Consider the following 16,860-nt stretch of genomic DNA (forward strand, 5'->3'; position numbering starts at 1 on the left):
TCGGGCGGATCGAGTTACGACGTGACGGAGCGTGATCGTGGACGCGATGGACTGGGCCCTGCTGGCCGAGCTGCAGGACGACGCGCGGCTGTCGTACAGCGAGCTCTCCCGGCGGGTGCACCTGTCGGCTCCGGCGGTGGCCGAGCGGGTACGGCGGCTGGAGGAGACCGGGGTGATCACCGGCTACCACGCCCGGGTGGACGCGGCCCTGGCCGGGCGCGCGGTGGCCGCCCTGATCAGGATGTCCTGCTACGGCCCCCGCTGCGTGCTCCGCGACGAGCAGGCGCTGGCCTGGCCGGAGATCCTGGAGGTGCACCGGGTGACCGGTGACACCTGCTGCCTGCTCCGGGTCGCCGCCACCTCGATGTCGGCCTTCGAGGAGATGATCGACCGGCTCGCCCCGTACGGGCACCCGTCGAGCATGATGGTGCTCTCCAGCCCGGTGCCCTGGCGGCCGCTCTCCGCGGGGTGACCGGTCGGCGCCCGCCGTGACGGGGCGCCGGGGAGACCCCGGGGCAGACCTCGTGGCGGAGCCGGGTGCGGCGGGTCAGGTACCGGGAAGACCTCGTGGCGGGACCGGGCGCGGCGGGTCAGGCCGGGCGGGCCGCCACGACGTCGGCGACGGCCCCGGCGGTCGCCCGCCAGATCGGCGAGGCCGGGTCGATGACGTCGAAGTGGTCGCCGGACATCTCCAGGTAGGTCACCTCGTCCCCGGCCTCCCGCGCGGCCCGGGCGTAGCGGCGGCCGAAGTCGACCAGGTCCAGGTCGTCCCCGCCGCCCTGCACGATCAGCTGGGGCACTCCCAGCGGCAGGCGCTCCAGCGGCCCGGAGCGCGCGTAGACCTCGGGGATCTCGGTGACGGACCCGCCCAGGGCGGCGGCCACCGCGCCGGAGCTCAGGTGCCTGCGGTCGCCCTCGGCCAGATCCAGCACCCCCGCCAGCGAGACGGCCAGGGTGATCCGGTGGTCGTCGGCGGCGGCGCGCAGCGCGAGCTGCCCGCCCGCCGAGTGGCCGATCACCACCAGGGGCCCGGTGGCCTCCCGCGCCGCCGCGGCGACGGCCCGCGCCACGTCCCGGGTGGTGGCCGCCCAGCCGTGCGGCTCGGGGCGGCGGTACTCGACGTTCCAGGTGGCGAACCCCCGGCCGGCGAGGTCCACGGCGAGCGCGTCCATCAGGTCCGCGCCCCAGACCGGGCGCCAGAAACCACCGTGCAGCAGCACCGCCACGGGCACCGGCCCGGCACCGCCGGACGGCCCGGTCCCCGACGGGGGCGCCTCCCCGGCCGCCGTCCCTGCGGACGCCGTTCCCGCGGGAGGCGTCCCGGGAACCGTTTCCGTCGCGGACGGCTCCTGCGCGGCGCGCGGCGGGCGTACGTCGGCCCACTGGTCGGGGTGGTCGCCGTAGGCGACCCGGTGCGCGGGGTGGCGCGACCGGTGCACGGCGTGCCTGATCGCCCAGGTCAGCCCCCAGACACCGCGGCCGTGCAGGTACGCGCCGGTCGCGCCGACGGGGCCGACGGGGCCGTCGGCACCGGTGGGGCCGGGAGGGGGCGCGGGGAGCGGGGTCCGCGGCCGCGTCACGTCGAGCCAGACCGCCTCGGGACGCTCGGCGCGCAGCCCGCGGGCCCGCGGGTCCGGGCCCGGCAGGACGACCAGGACGCCGGGTGACTCCAGGGCCGCACGGAAGGCCGGCAGGTCGGGGGCGGAGGACAGTTCCCCGGTGACGCCCAGGGCCGCGAACTCCCGGTCGGCCACCTCGGTGAGGAGGCGGAGATCGGCGACCAGACCGGGGCCGGTGACCACCAGGACGTGCGGATCCGGAGGAATCATCCGCTCATTGTGCCCCATCACACGATGATTACGGCTCAGGGATATATGCCCGTACGAGCAGTTCCTCGGCATGGTTCAGGTAGCTCTCCAGGGCCCGTTCGGCCTCGGCGATGCGCCCGCTCTCCATGAGCTCGACCAGCTCCAGGTTGCGGGCCACGAAGGGCTCGTGGAAGGAGCGCGGGTTCTTCATGACGTGGAAGACCAGGCGCAGCTCGGCCAGCAGCTGGCGCATCGTCTCGTTCAGCCGCGGGCTGCCGTTCAGCGCGGCGAGGTTCTGGTGGAAGCGGATGTTGGCCGTCCCGACGTCCTGCCAGCGCTCCTGTTCGGCGGCGCGGGTCCCCTCCGCGACGGCCTCCTTGATCATGGCCAGGGCGGCGGGCGTGACGTTCGCGCTGTGGCGGACCGCGGCGCCCTCGATGACCCTGCGCACCCGGTAGATGTCGGCCACGTCCTCGGCGGAGAGCACCCGGACGAACACCCCCCGGTTGAGCCGGTGCTCCAGCAGCCGTTCGTGCCCCAGCAGCCGGAACGCCTCGCGAAGGGTGTTGCGCGAGACCTCCAGCACCGCGCCGATGCTCTCCTCCGACAGCCGCTCGCCCGGGACGAAGGAGCCGTCGGCGATCCGGTCCCGCAGGATGTCGGCGACCTTCTCGGCGGTGCTGCTGCGCCCGAGGCGCCCCCGGTCGTGCCGCAGGGCGGCGGCCACGTCTTCCACGGTCTCAAGAAATCATGAAACAAAAGTCTTGTCGAATTGTTCAACGATTCTTATGTTGAATGCATCCGGCAGCAGCATCCCGGAGCGACCTCTCCCCCGCGTACCAAGGAGTACACGCGATGGCACAATCCCAGACACGGCGGGTCATCGTGGCCGGCCTGATCGGCACCTCCCTGGAGTGGTACGACTTCTTCCTCTACGGCTCGGCCGCCGCGCTGGTCTTCAACAAGCTCTTCTTCCCCACCTTCGAACCGCTGACCGGGACGCTGCTGGCGTTCCTCACCTACGCCACCGGCTTCGTCGCGCGCCCGCTCGGCGGCATCGTGTTCGGCCACTTCGGCGACCGGATCGGCCGCAAGAACGTGCTGGTGGCGACGTTGCTGCTGATGGGCGCGGCGACCTTCCTGATCGGCCTGCTGCCCGGCTACGCCACCATCGGGGTGGCCGCCCCGCTGCTGCTGGCCACCCTGCGCTTCGTGCAGGGACTGGGCCTGGGCGGCGAGTGGGGCGGGGCCGTGCTGATGTCCATCGAGCACGGCGACCCGCGGCGGAGCGGGTTCAACGCGAGCTGGCCCCAGGTCGGGGTGCCCGCGGGGAACCTGCTGGCCGCGGGCGTGCTCGGCATCATGTCCGCGACCCTGCCGGAGGAGGCGTTCCTGTCGTGGGGATGGCGGGTGCCGTTCCTCCTCTCGGGGGCGCTGGTGGTCGTCGGGCTGTGGATCCGCCTGCGAATCGTGGAGTCCCCGCTCTTCGCCCAGGTGGAGCAGGCGGGCGCGAAGGCCCGGATGCCGCTGGTGGAGGTGCTCCGCACCCACCCGCGCGCGCTGATCTCCGCCGGCTTCGCCAGGATCGGGGTGGACGTCGCCTTCTACACCTTCGTGACGTACATCCTCGCCTACGTGACCGGTCCCCTCGGGCTGGAGCGCGGGGTCGCGCTGAACGCGGTGCTGATCGGCTCGGCCTTCCAGCTCTTCCTGATCCCGCTGTTCGGCGGGCTGTCGGACCGGGTCGGCCGCAGGCCGGTCTACCTGGCGGGCGTGCTCGGGGCCGCGGTCTGGGTGTTCGCCTTCTTCCCGCTGCTGGACACGCGCTCCTTCCCGCTGATCACGCTGGCCTCGGTCGTGGCGCTGGCCTGCCACGCCGCGATGTACGGCCCGCAGGCCGCCTTCATCGCCGAGCTGTTCAGCACCCGGCTGCGCTACAGCGGCGCCTCCATGGGCTACCAGGTCGCCGGGATCTTCGGGGGCGCGCTCGCCCCGATCATCGCGATCTCGCTGTTCGACCGGTTCGGCAACACCCTCGCCATCTCGCTCTACGTGGTCGCCGCCCTCGCCGTCACCGCGGTGGGCCTGGCCATGGCCCCCGGGACGCGGAACGACGACGACCTCCCCGCCCCGGCGGGCGACCCGGGCGGCGACCCGGGAAAGCACGCGGGAACCGCTCCCCGGGAGGCCTGACCCCGCTTCCGGACACCCCGGACCCCGCACCCCGGGACGGTTCCCGGCAGCGATCGGCACCCCCTCGAACCCGCCACGAAGGGGGGTCCGGCGGGCGGTGGCGCAGGACGGCCATCCATGCCACCGCCCCCGGCCCTCCGCCCGGCCCTTCGCCCGGCCCGCCCTCGACCCGGCCCGCTCGGAGCCGCGGGCCGCACAGGACCGGGCCGCTCGGAGCCGGGGCCCGAGCGGCCCGGGCGGGGGGGGGGGGGGGCCCCCCCCCCCCCGCCGGGGGGGGGCCCCCCCCGGGGGGGCCCCGCCCCCCCCCCCCCCCCCCCCCCCCCCCCCGCCCGCCCCCGCGCCCCCCCCCCCCCGGGCCCCCCGCCCCCGGGGCCCCCCCCGGCCCCCCCGTCCGGGGGGCGGGCCGCCCCCCGGACGGCCGGTTCCGGACAGGCCGGTTCCGGACAGAACCGCCTCCCGGCCGACGGGCTCCGGACAGCAGAGGACACGAGCTGACATGGGACGACACAGGAGGAACAAGGGTGGAACAGGGAGGAAACAGGGGCAGCACTGCACTCAAGGGCCTGGGCAGCCACCGAAGCATGCGTATAAGATCACTAAAATGATGGTATGTCCGCTTGATGGGATGACCTCCGGTCACAGGAGCCCCGAGACGTTGGCGCCCGCGTATGCGCTCCGTTGAGATCACGGGCAAGAGGCTCCGGTTACGTGAGATCACCATCGACGACGTGGACGCCCTGCACGCGGTCTACGGCGACCCCACCGCGACCGAGCACCTGCCGTTCGACCCCCGTACCCGCGAGGAGGTCGAGGAGACGATCGTCGAGGCGATGAACGCCCGGACGGCCGAGCCCCGGCTCCTGTACGTGCTGGCGGTGACCGGCCTCGACGGCGACGACGCCTTCGGGGTCGCCCGCCTGCACATCGAGGCCGACCATCCGCACAGCGCGGAGCTCGGCCTCGGGCTGCGTCCCGACCACTGGGGGCGGGGCATCGGCACCGACCTGATCCGGCTGATACTGACCTTCGGGTTCCGCGACCTGCGCCTGCACCGCATCTGGGGTGCCCGCTCCCCCGCCAACACCGCCGCCCAGCTCGCGATGCTGGTCGCCGGGATGGTCGAGGAGGGCAGGATCAGGCACCACGTCCGGGCGCGCGGGACGTGGCGCGACTCCATCGTGCACTCGGCGCTGGAGGACGAGTGGGAGGGCCACCGCGACGTCTGACGCCCGGCGCCGCCCCCGGCACAATGTTGTGAGGGAAATCCTGGCGTTTCCGGTAACGGAAAGCGGCAAATGGCCCTAGAGTCCGCGCTTGTGAGCGAGAGTCCCATCCTCCCCGTACGAGGGCGTCCGGTCCGGCCCTCCGGAAGGCACCGCAGGCCCGTGCCCTCCCAGCTCCCGCCCGAGGCACCGGCACTGGTGCTGGCCACCCTCGGTGACGCCTCCGGCGCCGCCGCAGAGCTCGCGGCCCTCATCCGGGTGGACAACCCCCAGATCCAGGTACGCCTGGCCGGTCTCGACGAGGACGCCAAGCAGTTGGCCTCCGAGCTGGAGGCGGCGGCCAGGGAACGGCCCGAGGACGCCACCGCCGCCGTCGTGGTGCCGCTGCTGACCGGCCCGCACCCGGTCGCGGACCGGCTGATCTCCCAGGCCGTGGCCTCGAGCGGGGTCGCGGCGACGGTCACCGATCCGCTGGGCCCGCATCCGCTGCTCGCCGAGGCCCTGCACATCCGCCTGGCGGAGCGGGGCCTGGCGCGGGCCGACCGGATGCGGCTGATCAACGTCTCCAGCCCGGTCGACGGGGTCGTCCTCGCCACCGTCGGCGGCGAGAAGGCGGCGGTGGAGGCGCAGCCGACGGCCGTGCTGCTGGCCTCGCGCCTGACGCTGCCGGTCCTGGTCGCCTCGCTGGACAGCGCTCCCTCGGTGGCCGCAGCGGCAGAGCGGCTGCGCGGCATCGGCGCCGAGCGCATCGCGCTCTCCCCGTGCGTCCTGGGGCCGGAGGTGCCCGGCGGACTGGTGGACTCGGCCGCGGCGGAGGTCGGGGCCGAGTGCGCCGGGGTCCTCGGCGCGCACGACCTGGTCGCCGACCTCGCCGCCCGCGCCTACGGGAGCATCCTGTCCGCCGACTGAGCGGGCAGGTGAGCTGTCCCCTCCGACGGGTAATGACCCTTTCAACCGTCAGAGGGGACAGACCATGCTGTTCGGAAAAGAGCATGTCGAGCGGTACCGCGCGACCGACGGTGCCGAAGGACACGACTGGCAGGGCACCACCGCCCTGATCCTCACCACCACGGGCCGCAGGTCCGGTGAACGCCGGGACACGCCGCTCATCTACCAGCGCTACGGCGACGACTACCTGGTGGTGGCGTCCAAGGGAGGCGCCGACGAGCCGCCGCTGTGGTACCTCAACCTGCAGGCCGACCCGGACGTCGAGGTCCAGGTGCTGGGCGACCGGTTCAGGGCCAGGGCGCGTACCGCCACCCCGCAGGAGAAGCAGGAGATGTGGCCGGTCATGACGGCCGCCTGGCCCGCCTACGACGACTACCAGAAGAAGACCGACCGGGACATCCCCGTTGTCGTGCTGGAGCGCGTCACGTCCTGAGCGGCACGATCGCGTCGGCCGGGTTCCGCCACCCGTGACAGGACCCGCGACGAGGCCTGTGACGAGACGCGCGACGGGGCTCGTGACAAAGCTCGTGACAGAGCTCGCGAAAGGCCCGTGACGAGACCCGCGACGCGGCCTGCGACAGGGCTCGTGACAGGGCTCGTGACAGGGCTCGTGACGGGCCGGAACCCCGGCCGGGGCCGGGAGCCGGACGGGGGTCAAGGCCGGTACCGGGACCGGGGCCGCGATCAGGGCAGGTGCCGGGAACCGGACGGGATCAGGGCTCCAGCCAGACGTAGCCCGCGAACCTGCCGGTCGTGTTCTCCCTGCGGTGGGAGAACAGGTCGGCGGTCTCGATGGTGCACCGGGTGTCGTGGGTGATCTCCCCGACGCCCGCCCTGCCGAGCTGCGCGGTGATCGCGGCTCGCAGGTCCAGGGCCGGGGTGTCCTGGCGGGTGATCGACCACGCCTCCGGCAGCGTCACCGCGACCTCGTCGCGCAGCTCGGCCGGGACCTCGTAGCAGGTGCCGCAGGCCATCGGCCCGATCAGCGCGGTCATCCGCGCCGGGTCCGCGCCGCGCCCGGTCATCTCCTCGACCAGGGCGGTGACCACACCCGCCATGGTGCCGACCCGGCCCGAGTGCGCCGCCCCGACCAGGCCGGCCTCGGGCTCGGCGAGCAGCACGGGCGCGCAGTCCGCGCAGAGCGCGGCCAGGCCGAGGCCGGGCACACCGGTGAGGATCCCGTCCAGCGGCGGCGGGTCGTCGCCGAACGGCTCCTCGACGTAGCGGACGTCGGCCCCGTGCACCTGCCGCATGAACACGACCCGCTCCAGGCCGAACTCGGCGGCCGTCCTGGCCCTGTTCACCGCGACCGCGTCGGGATCGTCCCCGCACATGCCCCCGAGGTTGCGGCTGTCGTAGGGCGCGGCGCTGACGCCGCCGTGCCGGTCGGTGATCCTCATCTGAAAGTTCACGGGCCGACCCTACTGGTCCCGGAACCCGGCTTCCCGGACGTTCGTTTCACAGGGACATCGATCCCCCGAGAGATTGCGAGTCTCATGGCACAGGTCGTGTACGACCGCAAGGAGCAGTACCAGCAGATCGAGAGCGGCCTGATGCCCGGCGAGCAGATCATCGCCGTCTACGACGCCATCGGCGCGGGCACCGGCTTCCTGGGGCTCACCGACAAGCGCGTGATCGTCCAGGACAAGTCGTTCGTCGGCAAGAAGGTCGCCATCACCAGCATCCCGTACGGGAAGGTCTCGGCGGTCAGCGTGGTGAGCAACAAGTCCTTCGCCGGCTCGTTCTTCTCCTCGGGCGCCATCGCCATCCACGTGGGCACCCACACCTACGAGGTGGAGTTCCGGGGCGACGACAAGGCCCACCACGTGCACAACGTGATCCTGCACTTCATCACCGGCTGACCGTCGCCGCCCGGAGACCCCGTCCCGCGTCGGCCGGCGCACGGGTCCCCGCCCCGCACCGGCCGACGTCCAGGACGATCCTCCTCCGCGAGGGACGCGAGGGAGGCGTCAGCCGGCCTCGGCCGGGGCCCTCTCCCCGGCGACCCCGCGGTAGAGCTCCATGGTCCGTTCGGCGATGCGCTCCCAGGAGAAGTGCTCCACCGCGCGGATCCGCCCGGCCTCGCCCATCCGGGTGGCGAGGGCCGGATCGGCCAGCAACCGGTTGACCCGCTCGGCGATGCCGGCGGCGAACGCCTCGGGGTCGTGCGGGGTGCCGTCGGCGGCCTGGTCGACCGGCACCAGCAGGCCGGTGGAGCCGTCGGCCACGACCTCCGGGATGCCGCCGGTGGCGGTGGCCACGACCGCGGTCTCGCAGGCCATGGCCTCCAGGTTGACGATGCCCATCGGCTCGTAGACCGAGGGGCAGACGAACACGGTCGCGTGGGTGAGGATCTGGATCACCTCCGGCCGGGGGAGCATCTCCGAGATCCACACGACGCCCTCGCGGTCGAGCCCGCGGACCAGGGCGGTCACCTCGGCGGCGATCTCGGGCGTGTCAGGGGCGCCCGCGCAGAGCACGAGCTGGGCGTCGGGGTGGAAGTCGCGCGCCGCGTGCAGCAGGTGGACCAGGCCCTTCTGCCGGGTGATGCGGCCGACGAAGACCACGTACGGCATGCTCGGGTCGATGCCGTGCCGCTCCAGGACGTCGGTGTCGCGGTCGGGGGCGTACTCCCCGGTGTCGATCCCGTTGTGGATCACCGTGACCTTCTCCGGCGCGATCTCGGGGTAGCTCGCCAGCACGTCGCGGCGCATGCCCTCGGAGACGGCGATGATCGCGTCGGCGGTGGCCAGCGCGCCGCGCTCGGCCCACGACGACAGCGTGTAACCGCCGCCGAGCTGCTCGGCCTTCCAGGGGCGCAGCGGCTCCAGGCTGTGCGTGGTCACCACGTGGGGCGTCCCGTAGAGCATCTTGGCCACGTGCCCGGCGAAGTTGGCGTACCAGGTGTGGCTGTGCACCAGGTCGGCGCCCTCGCACCCGGCGGCCATCTCCAGGTCGACGCCGAGGACCTGGAGCGCGGCGTTGGCCGTCTCCAGGCCACCGGGCACCCGGTAGGCCGAGACGCCCTCCTCCTGCCGGGAGGTCCCGAAGCAGCGGACCCGGGTGTCGGCGAGCCTGCGCAGCTCCCGGGCGAGGTATTCGACGTGAACGCCCGCCCCTCCGTACACGTCGGGGGGATATTCACGGGTCAGCAGATCCACTCGCATACGATCAGCCTAGTGTTTCATCCCTGGTCGTCAGGTTAAGGTCCATTCATGAGAGTCCTCGCGATCGTGCTCGCCGGTGGAGAAGGCAAGAGGCTCATGCCTCTGACGGCTGATCGAGCGAAGCCGGCGGTGCCTTTCGGGGGGATATACCGGCTGGTCGACTTCGTCCTGTCCAACCTGGCCAACGGTCACTACCTGCAGATCGTGGTACTGACCCAGTACAAGAACCACAGCCTGGACCGGCACATCTCCCGGACCTGGCGGCTGTCGGCGATGCTCGGCAACTACGTCACGCCGGTCCCCGCCCAGCAGCGCCTCGGGCCGCACTGGTTCTCCGGCTCCGCCGACGCGCTGTTCCAGAACCTGAACCTGATCTACGACGAGATGCCCGACCACGTCATCGTGTTCGGCGCCGACCACATCTACCGGATGGACCCCCGGCAGATGGTGCAGCAGCACATCGAGTCGGGCGCCGAGGTGACCGTGGCCGCCATCCGGCAGCCGATCTCCCTGGCCGACCAGTTCGGGGTGATCGAGACCGACCCGGCCGGACGCAAGATCACGGCCTTCCGCGAGAAGCCCAAGGACGCGGTGGGCCTGCCGGACGCGCCCGACCAGGTGTACGCCTCGATGGGCAACTACGTCTTCAGGACCCAGTCGATGATCGACGCGCTCCGCGAGGACGCGCTCGACCCGGCGAGCAAGCACGACCTGGGCGGCAACATCATCCCGATGATGGTGAAGTCCGGCAGCGCGGAGGTGTACGACTTCGCCGACAACGTCGTACCCGGCTCCACCGAGCGCGACCGGGGCTACTGGCGGGACGTCGGGACGCTCGACGCCTACTACGAGGCCCACATGGACCTCATCTCGGCGCACCCGATCTTCAACCTGTACAACAGCCGCTGGCCCATCTACACCGGTCACGACCCGCTGCCCCCGGCCAAGTTCGTGCACAACGACGGCGACCGGGTGGGCCGGGCCGTGGACTCGCTGGTCTCGGCGGGCGCGATCGTGTCCGGAGGGCTCGCCCTGCGGTCGATCCTCTCCCCCGGCGTGGTGCTGCACTCCCACTCCCAGGTCGAGGACTCGGTGCTGATGGGCAACGTGAAGGTGGGCCGGGGCGCCATCGTCCGCAAGGCCATCATCGACAAGAACGTGGTCATCCCGGACGGCGCCCGGATCGGCTTCGACCTGGAGTACGACCGCAGCCGCTTCGCGGTGACCAGCGGGGGCATCGTGGTCATCGGCAAGAACGAGATCGTCGAGCGCTGACCGGTCCCGCCCCTGACCTCGCCCTCGGCCCGCCCGACCGGGTCCTTGCCCTGGGCCCGGTCCTTGTCCATGGCCCGGTCCTGGCCGGGTGCCGCCCCTGACGCGGTCCCCGCCTGACCGGGTTCTGGCCTGACCGGGGCCCGGCCCTGACCGGTCGCCGACGAGACGCGCAACCTCTACGAGGTCATGTCCGACTGACCGCCCCGCACAGGCCGGACGGAACAAGAAGGGTGGAACGAGACGGGACGGACGTGGAGGCCGCGAGCCCGCGGATCCGTACGGGATAGATTCTCCTGGTACGTTTCTCCGGTTTCGTGCCGCCCCCCACACCCCGTGAGTTCACATGTTCGGCATCATCCGCCCCTGCGGCGACCACTCCTGCCCGGCGCTGCACAGGGCCTGGACGGCCCACCTGTGCGGCCTGTGCCTGACCCTGCGCGACGGGCAGGGACACGCGGCCCGGCTGGCCACCAACTACGACGGGCTGATCATCTCGGTGCTGGCCGAGGCGCAGGACCCGGCGGGCTCCCCGCACCGGACCGCGGGGCCCTGCGCGCTGCGCGGGTTCCGTACGGCGGACGTGGTGGACGCCCGCGCCCGGGGAGCGCGGCTGGCCGCCACGGTCTCGCTGGTCCTGGCCGCGGGCAAGCTCCGCGACCACGTGGCCGACGGTGACGCGGCTCCGGGCACCGGTCCGGCGCGCCGGATGCTGGCGGCCCGCTGGGAGGCGGCCGGCGCCCGGATGGGGGCCGGGATCGGGTTCGACACGGCCCCGCTGACCGCGACGGCCGCCCTCCAGCTGGAGGTGGAGGGCGCCGCGGGCAGGTCCCTGCTGGAGCTGACCCGGCCCACCGAGGAGGCGGTCGCGGCCGCGTTCGCGCACACCGCCCTGCTCGCCGGCAGGCCGGGCAACGCGGCGGCGCTGGCCGAGGCGGGCCGGTTCTTCGGCCGGATCGCCCACCTGCTGGACGCGGTCGAGGACCGGCAGGAGGACGCGGCCCGCGGGGCGTTCAACCCGCTGGCGGCCACCGGCACCTCGACCCGGGAGGCGCGCCGGCTCTGCGAGGACGCCGCGCACGGTCTGAGGCTCGCGTTGCTGGAGCTGGACCTGGAGCCCGCCGACCGGCACCTGGTGGACGCGCTGCTGGGCACCGAGGTGCGGCGCGCGGTGGAGCGGACCTTCCGGCACGTCTCCCCCGCCCCTGCCGGGACGGTGCCGGACGGTGGAGCCGGCCTTCCCGCGGACGCGGCCCGGCCAGCGGCGGGGAGCTCCTACCGGCGGCCGGGATTCGTCCGCAGGTCGGCCGCGGCCACGGGAAGCCTGCTGACCTGCGGGCTCTGGCGGCCCCGCTGGGACCCTGAGCGCCGGGCGCCCTGGTACGACCGCTGTTACCTGAACGGATGCGACGGCTGCAGCGGCTGCGACGGCTGCGGGGACTGCTGCAAGGGCTGCGGCAGGTGCGACGGGTGCTGCTGCGACTGCAGCGCCTAGGACTCGTCGTCCTGGGAACCGCGCGACGGGTCGCGCCGGTCACCGCCCCTGGCGAGGGACCCCGCCGGACGGGGGTCCGGCTCGGCCGCCATCATCCCGGTGAGCAGCCCGGGGACGCTCTCCGAGACGGGTGGGACGTCGACCCGGAAGCGGGGCATCGACTCGGGGTACCTGTCACGGATGAAGGTCACCATGTGCTCGCGGATGTCGCACTTGAGGTCCCAGGCGCTGGCGGAGTCGGAGGCGCTCATCAGGGCGCGCAGCTCCAGCAGCCCGTTGGGAAGGGTGTCGGTGACCTGGAGGGTCCAGTCCTTCTGGTCCCACAGCGGGTGCTCGCGCAGCGCGCGGTAGAGCTCGGTGCGCAGTTCCTCGACCGGCACCGACCAGTCGACCCGGATGAGCACGTGGCCGATCACCCGGCTGCTGTGCCGGGTCCAGTTCTCGAACGAGTTGGCCGTGAAGTACGAGACCGGGAGCACCAGCCGGCGCTCGTCCCACAGCCGCAGCACCACGTAGGTCAGGCTGAGCTCCTCGATGCGGCCCCACTCGTCCTGGACCACGACCACGTCGTCCAGCCGGAGCGCGTCGCTGAAGGCCAGCTGCAGACCGGCGAGCATGTTGCCCAGCGTCGACTGGGCGGCGATGCCCACCACGACGCCGGCGATTCCGGCCGAGGCCAGAAGACCGGCTCCCAGCGCCCGTACCTGCGGGAACGTGAAGAGCATCGCGCCCAGCGCCACCACGATGATCACCGCTGAGGCGACCCGGCGGACCAGGGTGATCTGGGTGCGGATGCGGCGGGCCTTGCGGTTGCGCTCGCCCTCGACGGTGATCAGGCGGTCCAGGACCACGTCGGTGATCGCGTAGGCGGCCTGGATGACCAGCCAGGTGGCGCATCCGATCAGGATCAGGCTCAGGCCGCGGTCGATCACCTGGCCCGCCGCGCCCTGCACCATGCTGGGCTCGTTGGAGCGGTCGGGCGTGTAGACGGTGTAGGCGGTCGCCACGGCGGCCGTGGCGAACCCCGGCCAGGTGCAGCGCCGCACCAGCGGGCCGGCGAGGATCCACCTCTCGCCGATCAGCCGCGAACGCAGGATCCTGCGCACCGCCTCCACCGCCACGACGGCGGCGGCCACGGAGACGATCAAAATCATCCAGTTGGACACGGACGACGTACCCCCTCGGCGTTTCTGTCCCTTATGTTTCCTTTCCGGGTTCTCCAGCTAATCAGAAGGACTCGTCAAAGGTGACATTCCCCTCGACTGCTACCTGATAGGCCGAAACCCGTCGCTCGAAGAAGTTGGCCAGTTCCTGCACGTCCTGAAGCTCCATGAACGCGAACGGGTTGGCCGTGCCGTACCGGACGGGCATGCCGAGCCTGACCAGCCGCTGGTCGGCCACGTACCGCAGGTAGAGCCGCATCTGCTCCACGCCCATCCCGAGCAGCCCGTCACCGCACAGGTCGGCCGCGAAGGCGAGCTCCGCCTCCACCGCCTCCTCGATCATCCGGGTGACCTGCTCGGTGAGCGCGTCGTCGAACAGCTCGGGCTCCTCGGCCCGTACGGTCTCCACCACGCCGAAGGCGAACTCCATGTGCATGGACTCGTCGCGGAACACCCAGTTCGTCCCGGTGGCCAGGCCGCCGAGCAGGCCGCGGGAGCGGAACCAGTACACGTAGGCGAACGCCCCGTAGAAGAACAGGCCCTCGATGCACGCCGCGAAGCAGATCAGGTTGAGCAGGAACGCCCGCCGGTCCTGCCGGGTCTCCAGCCGGGTCAGCCCGCCGAGCGAGTCGATCCAGCGGAAGCAGAACTCGGCCTTGTCCCGGATCGAGGGGATGTGCTCGACCGCGGAGAAGGCCTTGACCCGCTCGTCGTGGTCGGGCAGGTAGGTGTCCAGCAGGGTCAGGTAGAACTGGACGTGCACGGCCTCCTCGAACAGCTGCCTGCTCAGGTAGAGGCGCGCCTCCGGCGCGTTCAGGTGCTGGTAGAGGTTGAGGACCAGGTTGTTGGCCACGATCGAGTCGCCGGTGGCGAAGAACGCGACGAGCCGGTTGATCAGGTGGCGTTCCTCGGGGGTCATCCTCGCCAGGTCGGCCAGGTCGGAGGCGAGGTCCACCTCCTCGACGGTCCAGGTGTTGCGGATCGCCGCCCGGTAGCGCTCGTAGAACTCCGGGTAGCGCATCGGCCGCAGGGTCAGGTCCATGCCGGGGTCGAGCAACATCGGAAACGGTGCCTTTCGTGAGGTGGGGAGCGGCCGGGCGGTCTACTGGCAGGCGTCGCAGTACTCGGGGTTCTCCAGCGAGCAGGCGACGGCGCCGGAGTCGGTGACGGGGTCGGTGACGGGGTCGGTGACGGGTCCGGACCCGTCCCGCGGAACCTCCCGCGCACCGGCCCGCACGGCGTCCCGAGCGGCGTCCTGCGCGACGTCCCGAGCGGCGTCCTGCGCACCGGCCCGGCCGGGGGCCGCCACGGTGGCCTGGGCGATCCGGGTGGCCGGGCGCGAGCGCAGGTAGTAGGTGGTCTTCAGGCCCGACTTCCACGCGTAGGCGTACATCGAGGAGAGCTTGCCGATCGTGGGCGTGGCCATGAAGAGGTTCAGCGACTGCGACTGGTCGACGTACGGGGTGCGCGCGGCGGCCAGGTCGATCAGCGCCTTCTGCGGCAGCTCCCAGGCGGTCCGGTAGAGCGGCTTGAGGTCGTCCGGGATCTCGGGGATGTCCTGGATCGAGCCGTCGGCCCGCTTGATCGCGTCGCGGATCGCCGGGGTCCACAGCCCCCTGGCCTGCAGGTCCCGGACCAGGTAGCGGTTGACCTGGAGGAACTCCCCCGACAGGGTCTCGCGCTTGAAGACGTTGGACACCTGCGGCTCGATGCACTCGTAGCAGCCGGCGATGGAGGCGATCGTGGCGGTGGGCGCGATCGCGACCATCAGCGAGTTGCGCAGCCCGGTCACGGCGATCCGCTCCCGCAGCGCGGTCCACCGCGCCGACGTGGCCGCGCCGTAGTGGTCGGGGTGCAGCACCCCGCCCGCGGCCCTGGTCTCCTCGTACGAGGGGTGGCGGCCCCGCTCGGCGGCCAGGTCGCAGGAGGTCGCGTAGGCGGCGAGCGCGATCTCCTCGGAGATCGTGGTGGACAGCTTCAGCGCCTCGGGCGAGTCGAACGGGAGCCGGAGCGTGAACAGCACGTCGGCCAGGCCCATCACGCCGAGCCCGATCGGCCGCCACCTGAGGTTGGCGTCGCGGGCCTCGGGGGTCGGGTAGAAGCCCAGGTCGATGGTGCGGTCCAGGAAGCGCACGGCGGTGCGGACGGTCGCGCGCAGCCGGTCCCAGTCGATCCCGGCGATCCGCGACGCCCCGTCGTCCCCCGGGACGGCGCCGCCTCCCGCGACCTCGCCGTTCCCCGAGGCCGCGCCGTCTCCCCGGGTCCCGCCGTTCGCCGGGGTGCCGTCGTTCGCGGGGGGCGTGACCAGGTGCGCGGCCAGGTTGATCGAGCCGAGGTTGCAGACCGCGGTCTCGGCGTCCCCGGTGACCTCCAGGATCTCCGTGCAGAGGTTGGACAGGTGGATGACGTTCTGCGGCCTGCCCGTCTGGTTGGAGGTCCGGTTGGCCGCGTCCTTGAAGGTCATCCAGCCGTTGCCGGTCTGGGCGAGCGTGCGCATCATCCGCCCGTACAGGGAGCGGGCCGGGATCCGCCGGACGAACCGGCCCTCGGCCTCGGCGGCCCGGTAGGCCTCGTCGAACGCCGTCCCGTACAGGTCGGTCAGGTGCGGGACCTCCTTGGGGTCGAACAGCGACCAGGTGCCGTCGGCCTCGACCCTGCGCATGAACTCGTCGGGGATCCAGTTGGCCAGGTTCAGGTTGTGCGTGCGCCGGGCCTCCTCGCCGGTGTTGTCGCGCAGTTCGAGGAACTCCTCGACGTCGGCGTGCCAGGATTCCAGGTAGACGCAGGCCGCGCCCTTGCGCCGGCCGCCCTGGTTCACCGCGGCGACGCTGGAGTCCAGCGTGCGCAGCCAGGGCACGATGCCGTTGGAGTGGCCGTTGGTGCCGCGGATCAGCGAGCCGCGCGAGCGGATCCGCGTCCAGGCGATACCGATCCCCCCGGCGTACTTCGACAGCCGGGCGACCTGCCCGTAGCGCTCGTAGATGGACTCCAGCTCGTCGCGGGGCGAGTCGAGCAGGAAGCACGAGGACAGCTGGGGGCGGCGCGAGCCGGAGTTGAACAGCGTCGGCGAGCTGGGCAGGTACGACAGCGAGGCCATCAGCGCGTACAGCTCGGCGGCCTCCTCGACGGTCTCGGACAGGCCGCAGGCCACCCGCAGGAAGAAGTGCTGCGGGCGCTCCAGCACCGTACGGGTGCTCGGGTGGCGCAGCAGGTAGCGGTCGTAGACGGTGCGCAGCCCGAAGTACTCGAACCCGGCGTCGGCGTCCGGCACGACCAGCGCGTCCAGGGCCTCGGCGTGCGCGGCCACGAACTCCGCGAGCCGGTCCTGCACCAGCCCGGCCCGGTGGGTGGCGGCGACGGAGTCGGAGAAGCTCCGCACGCCGTGCTCGGCGGCCTCGTCGGCGATCAGCTCGGCCAGCATGGCGGCGGCGATCCTGGAGTTCTCCGGGTCGGTGATCACCCGGGCGGCGGCCTCGTCGATGGCCAGCCTGCGACCGTCGTTCCCGCCGTCCCCCGTCCGGGCGTCGTTCCGCGTCACCGGCCCGCCGGTGCCACCGGGCCCGCGCTCCCCGCCGTCCCCCGTCGGAGTGT

At 72.4% G+C, this 16,860-nt stretch carries 15 protein-coding genes; 8 read left to right on the forward strand and 7 right to left on the reverse strand.

The window, feature by feature from the left end; all coding sequences use genetic code 11:
• The first annotated feature begins 46 nt into the window (after positions 1–46).
• The gene (locus tag ACIBCT_RS29905; RefSeq protein WP_399194335.1) at positions 47–472 is read left to right on the forward strand and encodes an Lrp/AsnC family transcriptional regulator; all 426 of its coding nucleotides are present in this window, start codon (positions 47–49) and stop codon (positions 470–472) included.
• Between the two features lie 118 nt (positions 473–590).
• Here ACIBCT_RS29905 and ACIBCT_RS29910 read toward each other — a convergent pair whose 3' ends face one another.
• Both ACIBCT_RS29910 and ACIBCT_RS29915 read right to left on the reverse strand, forming a co-directional pair.
• The gene (locus ACIBCT_RS29910) at positions 591–1,829 is read right to left on the reverse strand and encodes an alpha/beta hydrolase family protein (RefSeq protein ID WP_399194192.1); all 1,239 of its coding nucleotides are present in this window, start codon (positions 1,827–1,829) and stop codon (positions 591–593) included.
• Between the two features lie 28 nt (positions 1,830–1,857).
• Complete coding sequence (locus ACIBCT_RS29915) at positions 1,858–2,544, reverse strand: GntR family transcriptional regulator (protein WP_399194194.1); 687 nt, start codon at positions 2,542–2,544, stop codon at positions 1,858–1,860.
• A gap of 119 nt (positions 2,545–2,663) precedes the next feature.
• Here ACIBCT_RS29915 and ACIBCT_RS29920 point away from each other — a divergent pair, with 119 nt between their 5' ends.
• From ACIBCT_RS29920 to ACIBCT_RS29935, 4 genes are all read left to right on the forward strand, one after another.
• Complete coding sequence (locus ACIBCT_RS29920; RefSeq protein WP_399194196.1) at positions 2,664–4,001, forward strand: MFS transporter; 1,338 nt, start codon at positions 2,664–2,666, stop codon at positions 3,999–4,001.
• Positions 4,002–4,669: 668 nt separating this feature from the next.
• Positions 4,670–5,227 (forward strand): GNAT family N-acetyltransferase, encoded by a 558-nt coding sequence (locus ACIBCT_RS29925; RefSeq protein WP_399194198.1) that lies wholly within the window; start codon positions 4,670–4,672, stop codon positions 5,225–5,227.
• Between the two features lie 159 nt (positions 5,228–5,386).
• Positions 5,387–6,133 carry a sirohydrochlorin chelatase gene (locus ACIBCT_RS29930; RefSeq protein WP_399194200.1) on the forward strand — a complete coding sequence of 249 codons (747 nt, stop codon included), beginning with the start codon at positions 5,387–5,389 and terminating at the stop codon, positions 6,131–6,133.
• A gap of 64 nt (positions 6,134–6,197) precedes the next feature.
• A complete protein-coding gene (locus tag ACIBCT_RS29935; protein WP_399194202.1) occupies positions 6,198–6,605 on the forward strand; it encodes a nitroreductase family deazaflavin-dependent oxidoreductase in 408 nt (135 codons plus the stop codon).
• Between the two features lie 280 nt (positions 6,606–6,885).
• Here ACIBCT_RS29935 and pgeF read toward each other — a convergent pair whose 3' ends face one another.
• Positions 6,886–7,572: a peptidoglycan editing factor PgeF gene (pgeF, locus tag ACIBCT_RS29940; RefSeq protein ID WP_399194337.1), complete on the reverse strand. Its 687-nt coding sequence runs from the start codon at positions 7,570–7,572 to the stop codon at positions 6,886–6,888.
• 96 nt (positions 7,573–7,668) lie between these two features.
• Between pgeF and ACIBCT_RS29945 the strand changes: the two genes are divergently transcribed.
• On the forward strand, positions 7,669–8,034 hold the full coding sequence (locus ACIBCT_RS29945) for a PH domain-containing protein (RefSeq protein WP_344900239.1): 366 nt from the start codon (positions 7,669–7,671) through the stop codon (positions 8,032–8,034).
• Positions 8,035–8,142: 108 nt separating this feature from the next.
• Here the strand turns inward: ACIBCT_RS29945 and glgA are convergent, their stop codons facing one another.
• Entirely contained in the window at positions 8,143–9,339 is a 1,197-nt protein-coding gene (glgA, locus tag ACIBCT_RS29950) for a glycogen synthase (protein WP_399194205.1), read from the reverse strand.
• A gap of 48 nt (positions 9,340–9,387) precedes the next feature.
• On the opposite strand from glgA, the gene glgC reads away from it, so the two are divergent.
• Both glgC and ACIBCT_RS29960 read left to right on the forward strand, forming a co-directional pair.
• Positions 9,388–10,614 (forward strand): glucose-1-phosphate adenylyltransferase, encoded by a 1,227-nt coding sequence (gene glgC, locus ACIBCT_RS29955; protein ID WP_399194207.1) that lies wholly within the window; start codon positions 9,388–9,390, stop codon positions 10,612–10,614.
• Positions 10,615–10,957: 343 nt separating this feature from the next.
• Positions 10,958–12,106, forward strand: a complete 1,149-nt coding sequence (locus ACIBCT_RS29960) for a DUF5685 family protein (protein ID WP_399194209.1) — start codon at positions 10,958–10,960, stop codon at positions 12,104–12,106.
• Here the strand turns inward: ACIBCT_RS29960 and ACIBCT_RS29965 are convergent.
• The 3 genes from ACIBCT_RS29965 to ACIBCT_RS29975 form a co-directional block, all read right to left on the reverse strand.
• Entirely contained in the window at positions 12,103–13,272 is a 1,170-nt protein-coding gene (locus tag ACIBCT_RS29965) for a mechanosensitive ion channel family protein (RefSeq protein ID WP_399194211.1), read from the reverse strand. The genes ACIBCT_RS29960 and ACIBCT_RS29965 overlap by 4 nt on opposite strands.
• A gap of 61 nt (positions 13,273–13,333) precedes the next feature.
• On the reverse strand, positions 13,334–14,329 hold the full coding sequence (locus ACIBCT_RS29970; RefSeq protein WP_399194213.1) for a ribonucleotide-diphosphate reductase subunit beta: 996 nt from the start codon (positions 14,327–14,329) through the stop codon (positions 13,334–13,336).
• A gap of 42 nt (positions 14,330–14,371) precedes the next feature.
• Positions 14,372–16,807 carry a ribonucleoside-diphosphate reductase subunit alpha gene (locus ACIBCT_RS29975; RefSeq protein ID WP_399194339.1) on the reverse strand — a complete coding sequence of 812 codons (2,436 nt, stop codon included), beginning with the start codon at positions 16,805–16,807 and terminating at the stop codon, positions 14,372–14,374.
• Positions 16,808–16,860: the final 53 nt, after the last annotated feature.

It is taken from the genome of Streptosporangium sp. NPDC050855, assembly GCF_044456585.1.
Classification (GTDB): domain Bacteria; phylum Actinomycetota; class Actinomycetes; order Streptosporangiales; family Streptosporangiaceae; genus Streptosporangium; species Streptosporangium longisporum.

Bases quoted from the DNA above. Each gene is read 5' to 3' on its own strand.
- ACIBCT_RS29905 (WP_399194335.1), top strand. From the start codon at position 47: ATGGACTGGGCCCTGCTGGCCGAGCTGCAGGACGACGCGCGGCTGTCG.
- ACIBCT_RS29910 (WP_399194192.1), bottom strand. From the start codon at position 1,829: ATGATTCCTCCGGATCCGCACGTCCTGGTGGTCACCGGCCCCGGTCTG.
- ACIBCT_RS29920 (WP_399194196.1), top strand. From the start codon at position 2,664: ATGGCACAATCCCAGACACGGCGGGTCATCGTGGCCGGCCTGATCGGC.
- ACIBCT_RS29925 (WP_399194198.1), top strand. From the start codon at position 4,670: ATGCGCTCCGTTGAGATCACGGGCAAGAGGCTCCGGTTACGTGAGATC.
- ACIBCT_RS29935 (WP_399194202.1), top strand. From the start codon at position 6,198: ATGCTGTTCGGAAAAGAGCATGTCGAGCGGTACCGCGCGACCGACGGT.
- pgeF (WP_399194337.1), bottom strand. From the start codon at position 7,572: ATGAGGATCACCGACCGGCACGGCGGCGTCAGCGCCGCGCCCTACGAC.
- ACIBCT_RS29945 (WP_344900239.1), top strand. From the start codon at position 7,669: ATGGCACAGGTCGTGTACGACCGCAAGGAGCAGTACCAGCAGATCGAG.
- glgA (WP_399194205.1), bottom strand. From the start codon at position 9,339: ATGCGAGTGGATCTGCTGACCCGTGAATATCCCCCCGACGTGTACGGA.
- glgC (WP_399194207.1), top strand. From the start codon at position 9,388: ATGAGAGTCCTCGCGATCGTGCTCGCCGGTGGAGAAGGCAAGAGGCTC.
- ACIBCT_RS29960 (WP_399194209.1), top strand. From the start codon at position 10,958: ATGTTCGGCATCATCCGCCCCTGCGGCGACCACTCCTGCCCGGCGCTG.
- ACIBCT_RS29970 (WP_399194213.1), bottom strand. From the start codon at position 14,329: ATGTTGCTCGACCCCGGCATGGACCTGACCCTGCGGCCGATGCGCTAC.